The sequence below is a fragment of the Kibdelosporangium philippinense genome, assembly GCF_021390435.2.
GTDB classification, from domain to species: Bacteria; Actinomycetota; Actinomycetes; order Mycobacteriales; family Pseudonocardiaceae; genus Kibdelosporangium; species Kibdelosporangium philippinense.
In genome coordinates, this window is sequence record NZ_JAJVCN010000001.1 from 549,988 (window position 1) to 569,846 (window position 19,859).

At 64.2% G+C, this 19,859-nt stretch carries 17 protein-coding genes; 8 read left to right on the plus strand and 9 right to left on the minus strand.

Translation table 11 applies throughout. The features are described 5' to 3' along the window. Positions 1-7: 7 nt before the first annotated feature. A complete protein-coding gene (locus LWC34_RS02600) occupies positions 8-1,000 on the minus strand; it encodes a LacI family DNA-binding transcriptional regulator (RefSeq protein ID WP_233722793.1) in 993 nt (330 codons plus the stop codon). 134 nt (positions 1,001-1,134) lie between these two features. Here LWC34_RS02600 and LWC34_RS02605 point away from each other — a divergent pair, with 134 nt between their 5' ends. Together LWC34_RS02605 and LWC34_RS02610 are read left to right on the plus strand one after the other, a co-directional pair. Next, on the plus strand, positions 1,135-2,547 hold the full coding sequence (locus LWC34_RS02605; RefSeq protein ID WP_233722794.1) for an L-fucose/L-arabinose isomerase family protein: 1,413 nt from the start codon (positions 1,135-1,137) through the stop codon (positions 2,545-2,547). A gap of 3 nt (positions 2,548-2,550) precedes the next feature. Next, positions 2,551-4,023 (plus strand): FGGY-family carbohydrate kinase, encoded by a 1,473-nt coding sequence (locus LWC34_RS02610; RefSeq protein ID WP_233722795.1) that lies wholly within the window; start codon positions 2,551-2,553, stop codon positions 4,021-4,023. Here LWC34_RS02610 and LWC34_RS02615 read toward each other — a convergent pair. The 3 genes from LWC34_RS02615 to LWC34_RS02620 form a co-directional block, all read right to left on the minus strand. Then, the gene (locus tag LWC34_RS02615) at positions 3,998-4,594 is read right to left on the minus strand and encodes an SDR family oxidoreductase (RefSeq protein ID WP_308199954.1); all 597 of its coding nucleotides are present in this window, start codon (positions 4,592-4,594) and stop codon (positions 3,998-4,000) included. The two genes, LWC34_RS02610 and LWC34_RS02615, sit on opposite strands and share 26 nt — an antisense overlap. After that, positions 4,591-4,707 carry an SDR family NAD(P)-dependent oxidoreductase gene (locus LWC34_RS57875; protein WP_308199955.1) on the minus strand — a complete coding sequence of 39 codons (117 nt, stop codon included), beginning with the start codon at positions 4,705-4,707 and terminating at the stop codon, positions 4,591-4,593. Before LWC34_RS57875 ends, LWC34_RS02615 begins: the two co-directional genes overlap by 4 nt. A gap of 66 nt (positions 4,708-4,773) precedes the next feature. Beyond that, positions 4,774-5,583, minus strand: a complete 810-nt coding sequence (locus tag LWC34_RS02620) for a helix-turn-helix transcriptional regulator (protein WP_233722796.1) — start codon at positions 5,581-5,583, stop codon at positions 4,774-4,776. A 74-nt stretch (positions 5,584-5,657) separates the two neighbouring features. Here LWC34_RS02620 and LWC34_RS02625 point away from each other — a divergent pair, with 74 nt between their 5' ends. Further along, positions 5,658-6,212, plus strand: coding sequence for a TetR/AcrR family transcriptional regulator (locus LWC34_RS02625; RefSeq protein ID WP_308199956.1), 555 nt, complete (start codon positions 5,658-5,660; stop codon positions 6,210-6,212). A 227-nt stretch (positions 6,213-6,439) separates the two neighbouring features. Beyond that, entirely contained in the window at positions 6,440-6,793 is a 354-nt protein-coding gene (locus LWC34_RS02630; protein ID WP_233722798.1) for a DMT family transporter, read from the plus strand. A 219-nt stretch (positions 6,794-7,012) separates the two neighbouring features. Here the strand turns inward: LWC34_RS02630 and LWC34_RS02635 are convergent, their stop codons facing one another. After that, a complete protein-coding gene (locus LWC34_RS02635) occupies positions 7,013-8,278 on the minus strand; it encodes a nitric oxide synthase oxygenase (RefSeq protein ID WP_233722799.1) in 1,266 nt (421 codons plus the stop codon). Positions 8,279-8,344: 66 nt separating this feature from the next. Here LWC34_RS02635 and LWC34_RS02640 point away from each other — a divergent pair, with 66 nt between their 5' ends. After that, positions 8,345-10,429, plus strand: coding sequence for a beta-propeller domain-containing protein (locus LWC34_RS02640; RefSeq protein WP_233722800.1), 2,085 nt, complete (start codon positions 8,345-8,347; stop codon positions 10,427-10,429). 47 nt (positions 10,430-10,476) lie between these two features. Here the strand turns inward: LWC34_RS02640 and LWC34_RS02645 are convergent, their stop codons facing one another. The 4 genes from LWC34_RS02645 to LWC34_RS02660 form a co-directional block, all read right to left on the minus strand. Beyond that, positions 10,477-11,361, minus strand: coding sequence for a hypothetical protein (locus tag LWC34_RS02645; RefSeq protein WP_233722801.1), 885 nt, complete (start codon positions 11,359-11,361; stop codon positions 10,477-10,479). A 200-nt stretch (positions 11,362-11,561) separates the two neighbouring features. Continuing rightward, positions 11,562-12,266, minus strand: coding sequence for a class I SAM-dependent methyltransferase (locus tag LWC34_RS02650; RefSeq protein WP_233722802.1), 705 nt, complete (start codon positions 12,264-12,266; stop codon positions 11,562-11,564). Beyond that, positions 12,260-13,381, minus strand: a complete 1,122-nt coding sequence (locus tag LWC34_RS02655) for a glycosyltransferase family 4 protein (protein WP_233722803.1) — start codon at positions 13,379-13,381, stop codon at positions 12,260-12,262. Before LWC34_RS02655 ends, LWC34_RS02650 begins: the two co-directional genes overlap by 7 nt. 157 nt (positions 13,382-13,538) lie before the next feature. Next, positions 13,539-15,866, minus strand: coding sequence for a tetratricopeptide repeat protein (locus LWC34_RS02660; RefSeq protein ID WP_233722804.1), 2,328 nt, complete (start codon positions 15,864-15,866; stop codon positions 13,539-13,541). A gap of 24 nt (positions 15,867-15,890) precedes the next feature. On the opposite strand from LWC34_RS02660, the gene LWC34_RS02665 reads away from it, so the two are divergent. From LWC34_RS02665 to LWC34_RS02675, 3 genes are all read left to right on the plus strand, one after another. Next, the gene (locus tag LWC34_RS02665) at positions 15,891-16,802 is read left to right on the plus strand and encodes a hypothetical protein (protein ID WP_233722805.1); all 912 of its coding nucleotides are present in this window, start codon (positions 15,891-15,893) and stop codon (positions 16,800-16,802) included. A gap of 138 nt (positions 16,803-16,940) precedes the next feature. Then, complete coding sequence (locus LWC34_RS02670; RefSeq protein ID WP_233722806.1) at positions 16,941-18,326, plus strand: glycoside hydrolase family 28 protein; 1,386 nt, start codon at positions 16,941-16,943, stop codon at positions 18,324-18,326. A 34-nt stretch (positions 18,327-18,360) separates the two neighbouring features. Next, positions 18,361-19,827 (plus strand): MFS transporter, encoded by a 1,467-nt coding sequence (locus LWC34_RS02675; protein ID WP_233722807.1) that lies wholly within the window; start codon positions 18,361-18,363, stop codon positions 19,825-19,827. Positions 19,828-19,859 lie beyond the last annotated feature (32 nt).

The following is a 19,859-nucleotide window of genomic DNA, read 5'->3' on the forward strand; positions in this document are numbered from 1 at the left end:
CGTGACCTCAGCGGACAGAACTCCCCCGGGTGATCAAGGTAGCTTGCAATGTGGTTGTTGTGTAAGGCAAAGAGCTGTCCGTGATCCGGGCCATCAGCAACTGCGCGGCCACTTTGCCGATGTCGTAAGCAGGCTGGGAGACGACCGAGAGCGGAGGATTCACCAGTGGCGCCCACGGAGCGTCATCGAAGGCGACCACGCCGACGTCCGTGCCGAGCCGTAGGTCCAATTTGGAGAGCGCCTCAAGCACCCCGATAGCCATCGTGCTGTTGGCGACCAGCAACGCATCCGGGCGGTCCGAGTCGCTCAGTAGGTCGATCGCGGCCGCGTAAGCCCCATCGGCTCGATACTCCGCACGCCGGGTGAGTTTGGCCGACGTCCGCCGCTTTGCCGCGCGCAGTGCGTCCTTGTAACCCGCCAGCCGATCGTCGGCCGTTTGGACACCCGCTGGGCCCGTGATACAGCCGATTTGCCTGTAGCCTTGGGAGATCAGGTGTGCTGTGGCCTCTTTCGCCGCACTTCTGGTGTCCACAAGAACCATGTCGGCCGCTGCGTCCTGTAGCGGACGGTCGACCGCGACGAGTGGCGTGCTGCGTGCGGTCAGCAGGTCCACATTGGTCGTCGTCCCAGTGGGTGAGAGCACGACTCCGGCGACCCGTTCTTGGATCGCGACGTCGATGTATCGGCGTTCTTTCTCTGGGTTTTCGTCGGAGTTGCACAGGACCACCGAGTAGCCGACCGCTTGCGCGACGTCCTCGACGCCTCTGGCGATCGAGGTGAAGAAGGGATTCTCAACGTCCGAGATGATCAACGCGAGCACCGCGGTTTCCTGCCGACGGAGATTTCTGGCCGGTCCGTTGGGTTGGTAGCCCAGCTCAGCGGCTGCCGCAAGGACTCGCTCGGCCAGCTTTGGGTCCACTGTGGACTTGCCGTTGAGTGCCCGCGACGCGGTCGCGGTTGATACTCCGGCCTTGGTCGCCACGTCGTTGATGGTCGCCACAACCCATCGGCCTCACTCTGCGAACTTGTCCGAATCGATGCCGCGCGCTGAACGCTGCGCCGATGTTGACACTACTCGGCCTGGAGAATAGCGTCACGAGTAATCGATTACTCGGCTAACGCGTTGGAGGACTCGTGGCCCGGATCGGTGTGATCAGTATTTCCGACGGCCGAGACTACGTACACGGCGGAATCGCCGATTTCATCGGCCGGACCGAGGACAAACTCGCCGCCCGGCTGACCGAGGCGGGTCATGAGGTCGTACGAGGTTCGAGCCCGGTCAGCACCAACACGCTCGCGACGTCGGTCGCGCGGGAGATCGCCGCGGCGGACGTCGACCTGACCGTGTTGCACTACGCGGTCTGGGCTTTCCCGCACTTCACGATGCTCGCCGCTGGCGCGATCGATGGGCCGTTGTTGTTGCTGTCCAACATCGATCCGGTGCAGCCGGGCATGGTCGGCATGCTCGCCGCGGGCGGCGCGCTTGACCAGATTGGACGCGAGCACACCCGGTTGTGGGGCGATCCAGACTCGCCCGAATTGATTTCATCGATCGGCGTGCACGCCTCGGCCGCTGCGGCGGTCGCTGGCCTGCGCGGCGCCACCTTCGGCCGGATCGGGGGCCGGCCGATGGGGATGAACACCGCCGTCGCCAACACCGACCAGTGGCAGCGGCTGTTCGGCATCGACGTCGAGGAGATCGACCAATGGGAGATCGTCCGCCGTGCTGAACTGGCCGACGCGAGCGAGAAGGTCAAGGCGCGCGAATGGCTCGAGCGGCACGCCAACGTGCACTACGACGGCAAGAAGCTGACGCCCGAGTTGCTTGAGCGGCAAATCGGGTCGTACATGGCGATGCGTGAACTGATCGACGAGTGGAATCTCGACTTCACCGGGATCAAGGGGCAGCCCGAGCTGACCCAGTACTTCGCGACGATGGACATCGCCGAGGCGTTCCTGAACGACCCGTACGACTGGAACGGCCCGAAAGAGCCGCACGTGTGCGCGACCGAAGCGGACATGGACGGCGCCTTGACGATGCAGTTGTTCAAGCACATCTCGGGCACGCCCGTGCTGTTCGCTGACGTCCGGCACTACCACGGCGACCGGGACATCTGGGACCTCTGCAACTCCGGGCAGCACGCGACCTGGTACGCCGCGCGCAGTTCCGACCCGGCCGAGAACCTCGCGCGCGTGCACCTGTACCCGGAAGTGTTCTTCTTCCCGGCGGGTGGCGCGTCCGTCCATCACCTCGCGGCGCCCGGCGAGATGACGCTCGGCCGCTTGACACGGAAAGACGGCGCGTATCGAATGCAGTTGATGCTCGGCAGCTTCGAGACGTACGACGAGGAGACGAACAAGGCGTTGATGAACCAGTCGACACCGGAATGGCCGCACGCCTTCGCCCGGTTGGACGCGCCGGCGGAAGTGTTCCTGTCCCGGTTCGGAGCCAACCATATTCACGCCATTCCCGGCGATCATCGCGCCACAGTCCGCGCCGCGTGCTCGTTGCTCGGCGTCACACTCGACGAATTCACGCGAGGCTGACACGTGCTGATCGGGATCGACATCGGGACATCGAGCTCGAAAGGCGTGCTCGTCAGTCCGGAGGGGACGATCGTCGCCCGCGCGAGCAGGCCGCATACGGTGTCGACGCTGCGTCCCGGCTGGGTCGAGCATGACGCGGAATCTGTGTGGTGGACCGACTTCGTGTCGATCGCCAGAGAACTGGTCGAGGCTTCGCCTGCGCCGATCACGGGTCTCGGTGTCAGCGGTATCGGCCCGTGCCTGCTGCCCGCGTCCGCAGACGGGACGCCTCTGCGTCCCGCGATTCTGTACGGTGTGGACACTCGGGCCACGGCGGAGATCGCTGAGCTGACCGAGTTGTTCGGCGCCGACACGATCCTGCGACGTGGCGGGACGCCGTTGTCCAGCCAGGCCGTCGGTCCCAAGGTATTGTGGTTGGCGCACAACGAACCTGACGTGTTCGCGCGGACTTCGCTCATGCTGATGGCGAGCTCGTACCTGGTGCTCCGGCTGACCGGACGGTACGTGCTCGACCATCACTCCGCGAGCCAATGCGACCCGATGTACGACATGCAGGCCGCTGACTGGGCACGTGACTGGTGTGCCCAGATCGCGCCTGGCTTGAAGCTGCCGGAGTTGTTCTGGCCCAACGAGATCGTCGGCACGGTCTCTCAAGCCGCAGCCGTCGAGACCGGTCTGCCCGCCGGGCTGCCGGTGATCGCGGGCACGATCGACGCGTGGGCCGAGGCGACCAGTGTCGGCGTGACATCTCCGGGTGACGTGATGGTCATGTACGGCACCACGATGTTCGTGATCCAGGTCGTGGACACGCCTCAGCCGCATGCCGCGCTGTGGACCACCCAAGGCGCCTTTCCTCAGACGTTTTCGCTGGCCGCCGGGATGGCGACGTCCGGCGCGATCACTGACTGGCTGCGGCAACTGTTCGCAGGGTCGTTCAAGGATCTGGTCGAACAGGCAGCTTCGGTGCCCGCGGGCAGCCGCGGGTTGTTGATGTTGCCGTACTTCGCTGGTGAACGGACGCCGATCTTCGACCCGGACGCGCGCGGGATCATCGCGGGGCTGACGTTGAACCACGGGCAACCGGAGATCTACCGTGCCGCGCTGGAAGGCACGGCGTACGGGCTGCGGCACAACCTTGAAGTCATGGGCGGATCAGCGCGGCGCGTGGTCGCCGTGGGCGGTGGGACGCAAGGCGACCTGTGGACACAGATCGTGTCGGATGTGACCGGTGTCCCGCAGGAACTTCCCGCCGAGACCGTGGGTGCGTGCTTTGGGTCCGCGATGTTCGCGGCGACAGCGTTGGGACATTCGGTGAACTCGTGGAACCCCCTGGCGAGGACCGTGACGCCAAATCCTGAGCACACAGCGAAGTATGACGCGTTCTACTCGCAGTATCGAGCGTTGTACCCGGCAACCCGCGATCTCGCGCATTTCCTTGCGGCCGAACAACTCAGCCTTGGCTCGTCGGACGGATAAGGACCTCGTTCACATCCACAGTGTCCGGCTGGGCGATGGCGTAAGCGATCGCGTCGGCGACGGCTTCGGCCGGTAGCCCGATCTGGTCTGTGGCGGCGCGCACGGCCGTGCGAACCTCCTGATCGGTGCCGTGGTCGGCAAGCTCAGTCTTCGTGTAGCCGGGGCTGACGACCGTGACACGGACGTCCTCGTTTTCCTGCCGCAGTCCTTCCGACAGCACGCGGACGGCGAACTTCGTCGCGCAGTAGACAGCGGCAGTCGGGTCGACGCGATGCGCCGCGGTCGAGGCCACGTTGATGATGTGGCCGGACTTCTCGGACCGCATGTGCGGCAGGACTGCCGCGATTCCGTGCAGCGTGCCCCGCAGGTTCACGTCGATCATCTGGTTCCACTCGTCGATCCGCAGCGCCTCGACTCTGGACAGCAGCATCACACCGGCGTTGTTGACCAGCACATCGACGCGGCCGTGCTGCTCGCGCGCCGTGTCCACGAACGCCCGCATGCTGTCGAGACTGGTCACATCCAGCTCGTGATAGTCGGCGTTCTGGATCTCGTCGGCGAGTTTTTTCACCGGTCAACGCGCCGTGCGCCGAGCACAACGTGGTGGCCGTCTTTGGCGAGCCTGCGGGCGGATGCGGCACCGATCCCGCTGCTGGCTCCGGTGATGAGCACGATCTTCGACATGGTGCCAGCGTGCGGGGCACGCCGCAGGCGGAGAAGGCCGTGTCTTCCTGGGTGTGGCACACCCCGTCAGCTGGTGGTGTGCTGTGTCGCCAGGTACGTCAGCGCCTCGGCGCTGCGGCTGCCGGGTTCCGCCGTGCCGACGAGCAGGTACTGGCCGGGAGCGTCCCGCACGTCGAAGGTCTGATAGGGCAGCTCGACCCGGCCGACCACCGGATGCGCGAAGACCTTGAACATCCTGGTCAACCCGCCGACGGCCTGGTCCTGCCACAACTCCGCGAATTCGGGTGACGTCGCGAGCGGATCGTCGACCACGTCCCGGATCTCCGGATCGTCGGGATAGGACGCCCAGTTCAGGCGCAGCGCGTGCACGGTGTTCTCGACGAGCGTCGGCCACTCGACGAAGACGACCTTGGCCTGCGGGTGGTGGAACATGATCCGGACCATGTTGGTCATCCCCGCGAACGGCGAGAGCAGCTCCTTGGCCAGGCCATTGGTGGCCAGCAGCTCGAATGCCGGGCTCAGCACATACGCGGCCGAGTTGGGAAACGAGTCGAGCAACTGCAAGAGCGCCGGATGCACCTGCCTGTCGGCCGCCACAGTCGGGTTCAACCCGGCGAGGCGGAACAGATGGCCGCGTTCGTCGACAGTGAGCCTCAGGGCATTGCCAATCGCACGAAGCACCTGAGCCGAAGGATTCCGCTCGCGCCCCTGCTCAAGCCGGGTGTAGTAGTCCGCGCTGACCCCAGCGAGCACCGCGACTTCCTCCCGGCGCAGCCCAGCGACCCGGCGGTCACCTCCGCCACGCAGGCCCACGTCAGCGGGATCGACCCGACTGCGGTGCGCCCGCAGGAACTCGCCAAGGCTGCTCTTGGACACGTCGATCAGCCTAATCGATCTGCGAGTTTCGGCTAAGTGGTCACAGTGTCCACTTACCGGTATGGTTGAGCGGTGTGAGAGCGGACGCCGTGCGCAACAGGGAGAAAGTGCTCGCCGCGGCTGCGCGGCTGTTCGCTGGTCAGGGTGCTCGCAACGTGACGATGGCGGACATCGCGCAAGCGGCTGGGGTTGGTCGGGCAACGCTGTACCGGCGGTATCCGGATGTGGCCTCGATCGCGACGGCTCTGCTGGACTCGCACGAACGGGAGCTGCAGGAGGAACTGTTGCGGGGTTCGCCGCCGCTGGGGCCTGGGGCTTTGCCGGGTTTGCGGCTGACGGCGTTCTACGCGGCGATGGTTGATTTGTTGGAGCAGCACTACGAGCTTGTGCTGGGTACTGAGGTTGGACAGTCGCGCATGCGGACCGGTGCTTATGGGTTCTGGCGGGCGCACGTGCGGTCGTTGCTGGTCGCGGGCGGTGTGGCGGAGGCTGACGCGCTTGTGGACTCGCTGCTGGCTCCACTCGCGCCGGATGTTTATGCGTATCAACGGAACGAGCTGGGGTTGACGGTGAAGGAGATTGTGGCTGGGCTGGAGCGCTTGGCCCGGGGAGTCTTCGACGGTGGCTGATCGGGCGTAGTGAGCGGCTTGCCTTGATTGGGGTGGCTGGTGTTTGTGCGGGCCTGTGGTGTTTGCGCGAGCGAGTCGTGGTTGCGCGGGCGGTGGTGGTTGCGCGGGCAGCTGGTGTTGTGCCGGTGGCTGGTGGTTCTGAGGCTGCGGTTTTCGTTTGGTTTGGGCTCACTACGGCTGTCTTTGTGAGGCACTGGTGTGAGTGTTTTGTTCGGATCGTGGGTGGCGTGAACGTCAGCCTGCGGGGCTGGGGGTGGGTTATGCCTTGGCTGATTCTTGTTGCTGCTGGGGTTGTTGAGGTTGCGTGGGCGTTGAGTTTGAAGCCCACGGAAGGGTTTACGCGGTTATGGCCGACGGTGATGTCGTTGGTCTTGATGTGTGTGGCCGTGTATCTGTTGACGATCGCAGTGCGGTCGTTGCCAATTGGGACGGCCTATGCGGTCTTCACTGGGATTGGTGCTGTGGGCACCGTCGTCTTCGGCATCTTGGTTGCTGGGGATCCTCCTACGTTCGCGCGGATCGGGCCGATTTTGCTGATCGTTTCAGGGGTTGTGTTGCTTCGCGTTCTTGCTGAGGGCTAGGGCTTTGGCGGTAGTCGGTGTTGTGCACGGCTCAGGCTTTAGTGGTGGTCCGGTGTTGTGGATGGTTCGGCTTTGGTGGCTGATAGCTCGGGCTTTGGTGGTGTGCAGCGTTGTGCCGCTGTTTGGGCCTTTGGTGGTGGGCCGGTGTTGTGTGACTGCTTGGACTTCGGTGAGGGCGAGCGTTGTGCGAGTGCTCGTGAGGTTCGCTGACTCGAATTGTCAGTGGGTTGTTCTGTTCAGGTAGTGCCAGATCGGCGTTGGTGTTGTTTCTGCGGAGGTTGTGGGGGCAGGTGGGACTGAGACGCCGTTGGTGCTGCGGTGTGCGGCTTCGTCGTCGAGGACAAACTCGGGTTTGAGGTGGTCGGTGTCGTAGTAGCGGTGGAATACCGGTGTTTGCGAGCCGCTCATTGGGGGCACGATCCAGCTCCAGTCCGCCGGGCATGTGCGGCCTGCACGTTGTTCCTTCTCAACATGCTTGAGGAATCGGTCGGATTCGGTGTGGTGGTCGGTGATTGTCACGTTCGCTGCCGCGTATGAGTGCAGGACGGCACGGTTGAGTTCAACCATCGCGCGGTCGCGCCAGAGGGTTGTTTCGCTAGTTGTGTCGAGGCCTAGTTTGCGGGCGATCTCGGGGAGTAGGTCATAGCGTTCGGTGTCGGCGAGGTTGCGCGCGCCGATCTCCGTTCCCATGTACCAGCCGTTGAACGGTGCCGCGGGGTATGAGACACCACCGACTACCAGCCGCATGCTGCTGATTGCCGGGACCGCGTGCCAGCGCAGGCCGAGTTCGGCCAGCCACGGCAGTTCTGGGTGCGTGATTGGCACTTCCTGAACCGCGTCGGCGGGCAGCTCATACAGCTGGGCACCGGACTCTGCTGTCTGTATCACCAGCGGCAGCACGTCGAACGCTCCGCGTGGTTCGGCAGGGCGCCAGCCGAGTTTCACCATCGAGTCGGTGAAGCCCAGATAGCGGGGATCGCCCAGGACACCACCGTCCTCTTTTGGGTACGCCGCATAGCGAATCAGTTGCTCGTTCCAGATCCGAGGCGCTGGTCTGCCCGGCGCCTCTGGGGCGAAGACCGACATCAGTGGCCGGATTTTGCCGCCGTTCCATGCTTGCCGTAGGTGCTCGACGCACTGTTCGGCGATGTCATCGGCCGTCCGCACGGCCCGCAGGTCGCGGACACGCAGGCTGCGCCAGTACAACCGGCCGATGCACCGGGCGCTGTTGCGCCAGGCAATCTGGGCACCGAAGGTCAGTTCCGCTGTCGTGTGCTGATAGGTACCGGTCAGGTCGATCTCGGTCATCACCCAGGCCACGCGCCGGTCAGCGTCACCGGCTGCCGGGTTTTCCGCGTAGTACAGCCGAAGGAACTCCTCGGCCTCGGCTGGGTCCACTGGGTCGTCCGTGGCAGGCGGTGGACTGGGGGATAACAGAGTGTCGCTTGGCTGCCACGGACCGGGTCTGTCACCGCTGACGATCATCGCCGCAATCTAACCGTTACCAATATCGTCAGCAACGGATTCCGGCCATGTCACCGTCTTGTGTGTATGGCAGGGAAAGCAGGGTTACCGAGAGTTGGCAAGTCCAGGATCGTCGCCGGGGGCGCGATCGCGGTCGTCATCGGCGGCATCGTCGCCGCGGCCTCGGTCACCTCCACTGCCGATCTGACAGCTTCCACCTCGGATTCTCACTCGGACAAGGTCACGGACCTCCCTTCAGGCGCGATCTCTCTTGTCGCCTTCGACTCGTGTGAAACAGCGTTGTCGGGACTCAGGAAGGCCGCATGGCCATACATTGGCCCGTTCGGTTTCGGGGGCGGTTATGCCCTGTCCACCCGTGGTGGTGGGGCAATCGCCGACTCCATGCCAGCGCCGGCCGCGGCGAACGGATCAGGCGGGATAGCCAAACGTGAGGCACAGGCGCCGCAGGGTTCGGCCGCGGGTCAACAAGGCGGTCAGGGACCGGGCCATTCGTCGACCAACAACCACGAAACCAACGTCGATGAGCCGGACATCGTCAAGACGGACGGCAAACGGATCCTTTCGGTGGTCGACGGCAAGCTGAAGGTCATCGACGTGGCCTCCCGCAAGATCACCGGAACCCTTGACGTACCGGACCTTTACGTCTCCCAGATGCTCATCTTCGGTGACCGTGCGCTGTTCGTGGCAAGCCAGGACCACGTCGTCTATGACATGCCAACGCCGATTCCAGGCGGCAAGCCCACCCCGCCGAACATGTCGCCCGTGCCCACCTTTGGTTCGAAGCTCGTGCTCGTCGATCTCGTTGGTACACCGAAGGTCTTGGGTACCTTGGCGGTAAGCGGTCTGTACGTGGACGCGCGCCAGGTCGGCAGCGTGGCCCGAGTCGTGGTTCGTTCGCAACCGAGACTGAAGTTCTACTACCCGGACGGATCACGGTCAGACACCACCGTTCTGGAGAAGAACCGCGAAATCGCGCTGAAGTCGACGATCGACGACTGGTTGCCGAGCTACCGGCTGGACAGCGAGGGCAAAACCACCGAAGGCAGGCTGGTCGACTGCGCCAAGGTCAGCCATCCCGCCGACTACTCGGGCACCGCGATGCTGAGCGTGCTCACGGTTGATCTGACCAAGGCCCTGGAGAAGGGCGACCCGGTCACGGTGGCTGCGGACGGCGACACCGTTTATGGCACGGACAAGAGCTTGTACGTGGCCGACGACCACTTCAGCCGCATGATGCCGATGCAGCAGCTCCCGCCGGGCAGCACAGACCGACCGACCTCGCCGCCTGCGCCGAGCAAGACTCAGATCCACCGGTTTGACATCGCCGGTAGCGCACCGCCGAAGTACGCTGGATCTGGTGAAGTCGACGGACAGTTGCTCAACCAGTACTCGTTGTCCGAGTTCGACGGGCACCTTCGGGTCGCCACGACTGTGGGCGCGGGTTGGGGCGGGGTGTCTGCCGATGTGCAATCGCAGAGCATGGTCACCGTGCTCGCCCGTGGAGACAAAGGACTGACTCAGGTCGGCAAGGTCGACGGTCTTGGCAAGGGCGAACGCATCTATGCCGTGCGGTTCTTCGGCGCGGTGGGCTATGTGGTCACCTTCCGGCAAGTTGATCCTTTGTACACACTCGACTTGTCTCAACCGGCCAAGCCGCGCGTGGTTGGCGAGTTGAAGATCACGGGATACTCGGCCTACTTGCATCCCGTCGGCCCGGGCAAGGTGCTTGGTGTCGGGCAGGAGGCGACGGACCAGGGGCGGCGGCTTGGCGCGCAGGTGTCGCTGTTCGACGTCAACAACCCGGCTGCGCCGAACCGTCTTGCGCAGCAGCAGATCGACGGCGGATCGTCCGAAGTGGAGTATGACCCGCACGCCTTCCTGTACTGGCCCGAGCGCAATCTTGTTGTGGTGCCGGTGATGAGCAACAAACAGGGCGGTATTCGTGAAGGCGAGTGGCAGACGCTCAACTATGCTCTGGTGTTGCGGCTGGACGGGAATGCGTTGGTCGAGGTTGGGCGCGTCTCGCATCCGACTGGGATGATCAGGCGGTCGATCGTGATCGGCGATGAGTTGTGGACCGTGTCCGACGGTGGCTTCATGGCCAGTGCTCTTGATGGGCTGGGCCAACGGGGTTGGGTACCGCTTCGGTGAGGTTGGTCGCATGCGTTCAGAATAGTTGAACCTGTGTTCGAGTGGCATCACTCGATCGGGTAGCTGTTTTTCCCTTGGGAGAGAAGGGAAAGGGGCTTGAAGGTCGCATTTACCGCGGGGTCGTCACTCAGCGCAGCGGTTGCGAGCAGGATGGCGCCCGCCGTCCATGTGGTCCGCTCTTCCGGCCAGATGACGTGGTTGGCGAACTGGTAACCGGTCCAATAAGAACCGTCTGAATGCCGGAGTACCTCGATATCGGTCAACAGCTGCCGGGCGCGCGCATCTCCTTGTAGGGCAAGGGTGAGCGCGAGCTCGGCGGTTTCGCCGCCGGTCACCCACGGTTGATCGAAGACGCATCGGACTCCGAGGCCGGGGACGACGAACCGGTCCCAGTCGCGGGAAAGTCTTTGGGCCGCTTCGGATCCGGTGATGGCTGCGCAGAGGATGGGGTAGTACCAGTCCATCGAGTGTGGCTTGGCCGCGAACAGTTCCGGTCGAGTGCGGATGACGGTGGCTAGGTCGGCAGCGGCGGAAATCCATTGGGGGCGTGGGGAGTTGACGCGTTTGGCGATCGCGGCTGCGCAGAGCAAGGACTGGTGGATGCTGGAGCAGCCGGTTAGGAGGAAGAGGGGAGGTGGGGGTGCCTCTTGGAGGGGTGTTGGTGGGGTGTGGTTGGGGTGGAGCGGTGTTGATGAGGAGCGGTTCGGTGGTGGCGATGGCAGGGGGAAATGGTTCGGCGGTGGGAACGGCTGCGCGGCGCGCCACTGGATGGCGCCTTCGGGAGAGCGCAACAGGAGGACGAACTCGATGGCCTTTTCCACCGTCGGCCACAGCTCTCTTAAGAAGGACGAGTCTCGCGTGCTCAGGGCGTGGTGCAGGACGCCGACCGCTATGTATGCCGTGAAGTTTGAATCTTTTGCCGGATCCGTCACTTGCCCGTCGCGGTATTCCGCGTACCACGAGCCGTCGGGGTTTTGGGTGTTGGCGAGCCATCGGTAGGCCGCTGCTGCTTCTGTGTGGTGGCCTGCGACGTCTAGGCCCATTGCGGCTTCTATGTGGTTCCATGGATCTAGCTGTCCGCCTGGAAACCAGGGGATGGCGCCGGATGGTTCTTGGACCGAGGCTATCCACGTCATTCTGGCTTCCTCGCGTAGATCACCAGGCTTTTGCCGAGCAGTGGGTTCAGCAGCTTTTCCAGTACTCGGGTCAGCTTGGGTGCTTTGATGATGTCCCACAGGAGAAAGCGGTGGTACAGGCGGACTGTCGCCGCCTCGTTGTCTACTCCCACCGCGCATTTCAGCCACCAGTAGGGTGAATGCAAGGCATGGGCGTGATGGGTCTGGATGGGTTCGAGTCCGGCTTCTCGTAGTTGGTGGAGGAGTTGACGTTTGCGATAGATCCTGACGTGGCCGCCTTCGACTTCGTGATAGGCCTTGGAAAGTGCCCAGCAGATCCGCTCTGGCCACCATCGGGGGACCGTCACCGCCACTGTTCCGCCTGGTTTGAGGACGCGCGCTGTTTCGGCGATCATGCCGATGTCGTCGGGGACGTGTTCAAGGATTTCGGCCGCTATTACTCTGTCAAAACTTGCGTCTGGGAAGGGGAGGGCTAGGCCGGTTGCGCGCACGGCTGCCGTTGCGCCGGTGGATTCTCCTACTTCTTTCATCGCCGCGAACATGTCTCGGACGTCTTTGAGGTCGGCTTCGTTGAGGTCCAAGGCGATTACGTGTGCGCCTTTCTTCGCCGCCTCGAAGGCGTGTCGGCCGCCTCCACAGCCTAGGTCCAGCACTTGATCTCCAGGCTTGATGTGGAGACGACCGAAGTGGACGGTCAGCAACTGAGCAGCTCCTGGTAGCAGGCGACGGTTTCTTCCGCTGTTCTGCGCCAGCTCAACTGTCCGGCACGGGCTAGTCCTCGCTGGCCGAGTTGGGCTCGGCGGGCGGGATTGTCCAGCAGTTCGGTCATGGCTTGGGTCAAGGCTGCCGCATTTGCTGGTGGGACGAGGATTCCGGCGTCTCCGATCACTTCCGGCAGGGCTCCTCCTGTCGTTGCCACTAGTGGGACTCCGCAGGCCATTGCTTCGGCCGCGGGCAGCGAGAAGCCTTCGAACAGGGAAGGGACACACAGGATTTCCGCGCTGGCGATCAGCGCCGCGTACTCCTCGTCCGGGAGATTGGAGACGAACTTGACGCCAGGGGCTGGTTCGGAGCGGCCTATCACTACGAGTTCGCAGTCTCTCCGGACTTCTTTGAATGCGGCTAGAAGATACCGGAGGCCTTTGATCGGGTCGTGTGAGCTGGCGACGCACACAATCCGTCCTGGGACGGGTTTTCCCGGGCGGAACATGGTGTCCGCGCTCAGTGGTGTCACTCGGACGGCTGAGGCTCGAACACCCATCCGGGAAACGATTTCGTCGCGGGATGCGGTGGAGACTGTTAGTGTCAAAGGCAATTGGCGGGCTACTCGGTTTTGCATTCGGGTGAAGGAGTACCAGCGCTCCGAGCCTGGTTTGAGGCCGCTGTCGATCGCGACTGGATGGTGCACGGTTGCCAGCACCGGCTTGCCTAGCCCCAGCAGGCCGTAGCCGAGGCTTTGGTTGTCGTGCACGACGTCGAAATCTCGGGTGGCGAGGTAGTGCCGGACTCGCAAGGAAAACGCCAGTGGTTCGGTGAATCGGCCCGAACGCATGCCTGCGAACTCGATCCAGTCTGGCAGTCGGCGCAGTTCCGCTAGACTCGGTGTGCGGAAAGGGTTTGGCTCCGCGTAAAGGTCGAGCGCGGGTGCGCGGACAAGGTGGACGCCGGGATCGACCACTGGATAGGGCGGTCCGCTGATCACCTCGACGTAATGGCCCATTGCCACGAACTCACGGCTCAGGTGTCTTATGTAGACGCCTTGACCGCCACAATTCTTCTTACCGCGATACGTCAGCAGCGCGACCCGCAGGCTCACTGGTCACCCCATGAGTTCGCGCACCCTCGCTTCGATTTTGAGCGTTTCGCGGTGGTCTTCGCGACCGTACAAGCGTTTGGACCGTTCGATGAATGGCTGGAGACCGGCCACGTCATTCCAGTAGAGGAAGACGCCGACTTCCACCGCGCGCGGGTCATCATCCCTCAGCCCTGCCACGTACTCGATGAGTCGGCGTCGGTTGTCGAAAAACATCGGGGGGGGGGTACGCCGATTCCGAGGTGTAGAAATCGTAGTTCAGGCGGGAGTTGATGGTGACTTCGTTGTCTGGTCCCAGTGCTGCTTCCGCAACCGGGATCAACTCCAGCGACAAACGTGCGGATTCTGTGCCGTCGCCGAGCTTTCCGGTTGCCACGGCGTGGAGGTGGCGGGCGTGCAAGGTCTCCGGGTGGTGTGGGCCGAGCAGACGGGTTGCTTGGTCGATGACCATGCGCAGGTGGGCTTCCGACTCGGTTGGACGGTCCAGTTCGAAGAGCAGGTAACCGATGTTGTTACGGATGCTGAAGATCTCCGGGTCGTCGGCGGACAACGACTTTTCGGCGGTAGGAAGCAATGTCTCGAATGAACTCAACGCTGTTACCGCGTCGCCGATCTTCACTTTCGAGGTCAGATATCGGGCCTGTGCGATGATCGCGACCTTGGCGTGAGTGCCGATGGCGGTTGCGATTCGGCTACTCCACAATTCCCACATGGCATGGTTTTCCGCAGGAACCTTCGAACCGCGCTGTTCCAAGCACTGCAGGACTTCGATCACGCGATTGGCGTGCCAAAGGTGTACGGCCGCCATGGCGTCGGCGTAGACCTGTTCGGGACTGCCTGAAGCCCGGTTAGTGGGCGGCGCCAGTCGTATCAGCGTGTCGGCGATGGCCGAGTGTGCTTGAGTACTACCGGGCGGGAGACTGCCGGTGATGGCGACCGTCTCGCGTGATGTGCCAGCGTCCAAGCGGCGCATGTTGTTCTGCTGCAGCACGAAATCTCGGACCGCGCTCACCGGGAGTCCGCTCGCTTCGATCAGAACCGACGTCGGGACGGGGGCCTTTCCGCAGGCGCGCACCAAGTCCATCAGCTCAGGTGGCGAGATCGGGCCGATGTCGGTGGGCGGGGCTTCCACTTCATCCGGTTCTTCGTTCGGCGGGATCCATGATTTGGTGCCGCCCGGGTCGCCAGTAGGCCGCACATCGGGCTTGATCGGCGCGCCTACCCAGATCTGTGCCTCCGCCGTGATCGGGCTTCCCACCGCCAGCACGATCTGGGCGTTCTCCAGCGCTAGCAAGGCATGGACGAGGCGGTCTCGGGAAACCGTCGGCAGGTCGTCAACGCCGTCCACCGCGATTCGGGCTTTGAGCTGGGAATCGCGCAGTGGCCCGGCGACGGCGCGTTCGAAAGCGTCAGCCAAGTTCCAGGAAGCTTCATCGGCGGACGACTCGAACGTGCGGGCCGCGTCGGCGAAGCCGGGTACGTTCTTGCTGAGCTGACGGGCCAGTTCTGTGGCTATCCGTTCGACTGTGTCCGTTGCGGACACGAATACCACCGCGTCCATCAGCTGAGGCGGGATGACCGCACGGGCAACTGACGGCCGGGCCAAGGCGGCGATCAGGCTGGACTTGTCCGAACCGGCCACTGTGATGGTCCGTGTTCCCATAAGCAGGTGGCCGACCAGGGTCTGGAGTTGTTGCGGGGGAACGTAATCACGGGTCAGGGTGTCGATCAGGTCGGCGGCTGGGTTGTCCGCGGCCTGCGACGAACGCCATGCGTCAGATGTGTTCCTGGCCAGCCACAGGCCTTCGTCACCTGCTGTGATCTCACGTCTGCCGTCGAAGGCCAAGTGGACCGCGGTCTGCGACGGGCACAACCCGGACAACGCCACTTTCATGTCAGGGCAGCGCAATCGGGCACCCAGCTCGGCATGCCCGGACCTCATGATGTTGACCAATTGCTTGCTGAAACAGCCGTTGGCCGCGGCGCGGTCGTCCGACGCCGTGAGCACCTCGAACCGGCGTCCAGCCTGGCCGACGATCTGGATCCAGCGGTCGCCAGCCTGCTGGGCCGCGATTCCCGCGTGGCACGTGTCCAGCAGCAACACCAGGCCGTCCAGCAGCGAATGCTGCCCGAGCAGTTCACGGATCCGCTGCGCCAGCAGGAAAGCCGTGCGGCTGTTTGGCGGGAGAGGAGTGTCTTTCACCAGGAAGTAGAAGTCGTCGAAGGTGTATTCGCCGTGCCCTACCAGGGCGATGAACAGGGTGGCTTCGTCCTCCGACGCACGTTCGAAGGCCGATGTCACTGCTGAATCCAGTTCGGCGGCTGTTGGGTCGACGAGTAACGGAGTGTCAGGCAGGGCCGGTACGCAACCGCCAATCGAGGGATCCAGCAATACTTCGGCGACGTCACGGGCCGCGTTGGGCAGAAACGACAACAGGTTCAGCCCCTCGCACTGGGATGCGATCACCAGCGCCCGACGTTCTCCCACGGTTGTCACGATAGCCTCACGGGCATGGCGGAGGTCGTGCTCGTCCACGGGATCGCGCAGGAGCAGAAGTCGGCGGACGGCCTCGAGGCCGAGTGGCTGCCCAGCCTGGCAGGCGGCGTCCGGGTCGCCGGATATCCCGAGCTCGCCGATCGGCTGTGGCGGACGAGGGAGATCGACGTCCGGATGGCGTTCTACGGCGACCTGTTCCTGGCCAAGGACCAGCAGGGCGGCGCCGAGGAGCTCGACGAGACCGAGCAGGAGTTCGCCGAGCAGCTCGGCCGGGAGTGGCTGAAGCGCGCGGCTGAGGATGCCAGCCGCGAGTCTGACCGGGTCACGGCTCGGCGTGAGCTCGAAGGCCAGACCGGAGAGACCCAGGGCGTCCGCGCGGCTCTCAGGCCCGTGGTCAACAGCCTGGTTCGGCTGAAGCCGTTCGCGCGGTTCGGGGTCGCGCTGGCTGAGCGGATGGTTGTGAAGGCGTTGCGGCAGGTCACGCGGTATCTGACCGATGAGGACGTGCACGCCGAGGTCCAGCGGAGGGTGCTGAGCCTGATCGACGCGGACACCAAGGTCGTCGTGTCGCATTCGCTGGGTTCCGTGGTCGCCTACGAGGCCGCTCACCAGCTGGAACGCCCATTGCCGCTGCTCGTCACCTGCGGCTCGCCACTTGGTCTGCGCACAGTGGTCTACGACCGGCTCCGGCCGCAGCCTCCAGCGGTTCCGCCGCAGGTCAAACGCTGGGTGAACGTGGTCGACCAAGACGACCTGGTCGCCGCCCGGCCGGAACTGGTGTCGATGTTCCCCGGCGCTCAAGGAGTGCTCGAGAGTTCATACACCGTGGACAACGGAGCCAAACCCCACGAAGCGGCCTTCTACCTGGCGAAGAAGCAGATCGGTGGACCGGTCGGGGAAACGATTACTGGACATCACAGCTGGTGACAGGTGTACTCAGACTGCGGTACGGCGGTCTGGGGGTACGCCGTACCGCTCCTTTGTGCTTGACGCCGTGACCGTCCCAGGGGGTACATCTAGGCATGTAAACGTTTTCATTCCGCCGCGTGATCCGAAGGGACCGACATGGCGAATGAGCGTCGCGACTTCCTCAAGATGACCGGCCTGGTCGCGGCCGGGCTGATGCTCCCGGGCACGGCAGAAGCGGCTCCAGCCTCGCCATGGGACCAGGTGCCGCTGATCCTGGCCAGGATCGTCCCGCCGACCTTCCCGGACGCCGCGTTCGACGTCACGGCCTACGGCGCCAAGGGCGACGGCGAGACCAAGAACACCGAGGCCTTCCGTAAGGCGGTCCAGGCCTGCAACCGGGCAGGTGGCGGCAAGGTCGTCGTACCGCAAGGCAGCTTTCTGACCGGCGCGGTGACCCTGCTCTCGAACGTCAACCTGGTCGTCTCGGCCGGGGCCACGGTCAAGTTCAGCACCGATCCGAAGGACTACCCGACGGTGTTCACGCGCTGGCAGGGCATCGAGTGCATGAACTTCTCGCCGTTCATCTACGCCCGCGGCCAGCGCAACGTCGCGATCACCGGGACAGGCACGATCGACGGCCAAGGCCCGTCCGGCCCCTGGTTCGACTACGACGACGAACGCGGCCCGGACTGGGACCGGCTGCAGCAGATGGCCGTGGACAACATGCCGGTCACCAGCCGGACCTTCGGCTCTGGCCACTTCCTCAAGCCGAACATGATCCAGCTCTACGAGTGCCAGAACGTGCTGGTCGAGGGCGTGCACCTGCGCAACCCGGCGATGTGGACGATCCACCCGGTCCTCGCCAGGAACGTGACCGTCCGCAACGTGAAGCTCTACAGCAGAGGCGGCATGGTCGACGGCTGCGACCCCGAATCCAGCTCCGACGTGCACATCACCGGCTGCCAGTTCGACACCGGTGACGACGGCGTCGCGGTGAAGTCCGGAAGGGACACCGACGGCCGCCGGGTCGGCGTGGCGTCCGAGAACATCGTGATCCAGAACTGCACGCACCTCGGCCGCTGGGGCGCGTTGACGGTCGGCAGCGAAATGTCCGGTGGCGTCCGCAATGTGTTCTTTGAGGACTGCACCATCAAGAAGGGCTCGTCCTACAGCGCGTTCCACGTGCTCTACATCAAGACGAACAAGCGCCGCGGCGGCACGGTCGACGGCGTGCACGCTCGCCGGATCAAGGCAAGCGGCGTGCAGCGGGAAGCGATCAGCGTGACGCTGAACTACAGCCTGACCGGGCCGGGTTTCGGGCCGATCGTGAACCCGGCTGTCCGCGACATCACGGTCGAGGACATGACGGTCGACGGCGCGAGCTACGCGTGGAGCCTCGACGGGCTCAGCGAGTCGAAGATCACCGGGATGTCCATCGCGAACAGCACGTTCACCAAGATCACCAACGCCACCCCGAAGGTGAAGAACGCGACGAAGCCGACGTATACGAACGCAAAGGTCAACGGGAAGACCGTGACCTGATGCGCTGATCGCCGGCAAGGACGAATATGTGTGGGTGGCCAACAGCGAACAACCGGACCCGCGGCGGTGGCGCGCGCTCACGGTGACCCAGGGCGTCGGGTTCATGACCTTGCTCGACGTCAGCATCGTGAACGTCGCCCTGCCGTCCATGCAAGTCGGGCTGAACGCCAACGCGGGTGCCGTGCAATGGGTCGTCTCCGGCTACGCGCTGACGTTCGGCCTCGTGCTCGTCGCGGGCGGACGCCTCGGTGACGCGCTCGGCCGCAGGCGGATCTTCCTGCTCGCGTTGGCCGCGTTCGTGCTCACGAGCGCGCTCGCGGGCACGGCCCAGTCGATCGAACTCCTGATCATCGCGCGGCTGTTGCAGGGCGCGTCGGCAGGATTGCTCACGCCGCAGAGTTCCGGGCTGATCCAGAGCATGTTCAGCGGCGCCGAACGAGGCCGGGCGTTCGGGCTGATGGGCGCGACGATCGGGGTGTCGACCGCGGTCGGCCCGATCCTCGGCGGGCTCATCATCGCCGCGTTCGGCGCGGAAACCGGGTGGCGCTGGGTGTTCTATGTGAATGTCCCGATCGGCATCGTCGCACTCATCCTGGCCGCACGCGTGTTGCCGAAGACCGAACGCCGCAAGATCCACGTCTGGTCGGAGATCGACTTCGTCGGCGCCGCATTGCTCGGCGCGGCAGTGGTTTCGTTGCTGTTCCCGGTGGTCCAGGTGGAAAGCGGCCAGCTCGGCAAGTGGTGGTGGCTGTTCCCGATCGCGGTCGTGCTCGGGTATCTGTTCATCCGCTGGGAGAAGCGGACGGTCGAGCAGGGCAGGGCGCCACTGCTCGATCTGCGCTTGTTCACCAGCACACGGGGTTTCGCATCGGGTGCTGGGCTCGGCGCGGTCTACTTTGCCGGGTTTTCCGGGATCTTCGTGGTCCTCGCGATGTTCTTCCAGACCGGACTTGGTTTCACCGCACTGCAATCCGGTTTGGTTGTGACGTCGTTCGCGATCGGTTCCGCGGTGTCGGCGGGGGTTTCGGGACGGTTGGTGGCCAAATGGGGACGCCGGATCACCGTCGTCGCGTTGAGCGTGGTGTCCGTTGGATTGGTGTCGTGCGCCATTGTTGCCTTGGTCAGCCCGCCTGGCCAAGTGGGCTGGTGGTTGACGATTCCGTTGCTGATCTCCGGGATCGGTGGTGGCGCGGTGATTTCACCGAACGTGACGCTGACCCTGGAGAACGTGCCGACCAGTATGGCCGGCGCGGCAGGCGGTGCTTTGCAAACAGGGCAACGGATCGGGACCGCCATCGGGGCAGCGTTGCTGGTGGCGATGTACCACGCGGGAACAAACGCGGGCAACGGCCGGGTCGACGTTGGGGCGGCGTTTGCCCTCGGTACCGCGGCCTTGGCCACGCTTGCCGCATTGGGCCTGGCGCTTCGTGAGCTGCGGACGCGCAAGGCCTGTGCTGTCGACGAAAACTTGTCCCAGCAGTCTGTGATATCTCGTCAGTAACTATTAGTCTCGCTCCTTGCAGCCATTCATGA

Coding starts and splice junctions, on each gene's coding strand:
- LWC34_RS57875 (WP_308199955.1), bottom strand. CDS start 4,707: ATGTCGAAGATCGTGCTCATCACCGGAGCCAGCAGCGGGATCGGTGCC.
- LWC34_RS02635 (WP_233722799.1), bottom strand. CDS start 8,278: ATGATCGTCAGCGGTGACAGACCCGGTCCGTGGCAGCCAAGCGACACT.
- LWC34_RS02640 (WP_233722800.1), top strand. CDS start 8,345: ATGGCAGGGAAAGCAGGGTTACCGAGAGTTGGCAAGTCCAGGATCGTC.
- LWC34_RS02665 (WP_233722805.1), top strand. CDS start 15,891: ATGGCGGAGGTCGTGCTCGTCCACGGGATCGCGCAGGAGCAGAAGTCG.
- LWC34_RS02670 (WP_233722806.1), top strand. CDS start 16,941: ATGGCGAATGAGCGTCGCGACTTCCTCAAGATGACCGGCCTGGTCGCG.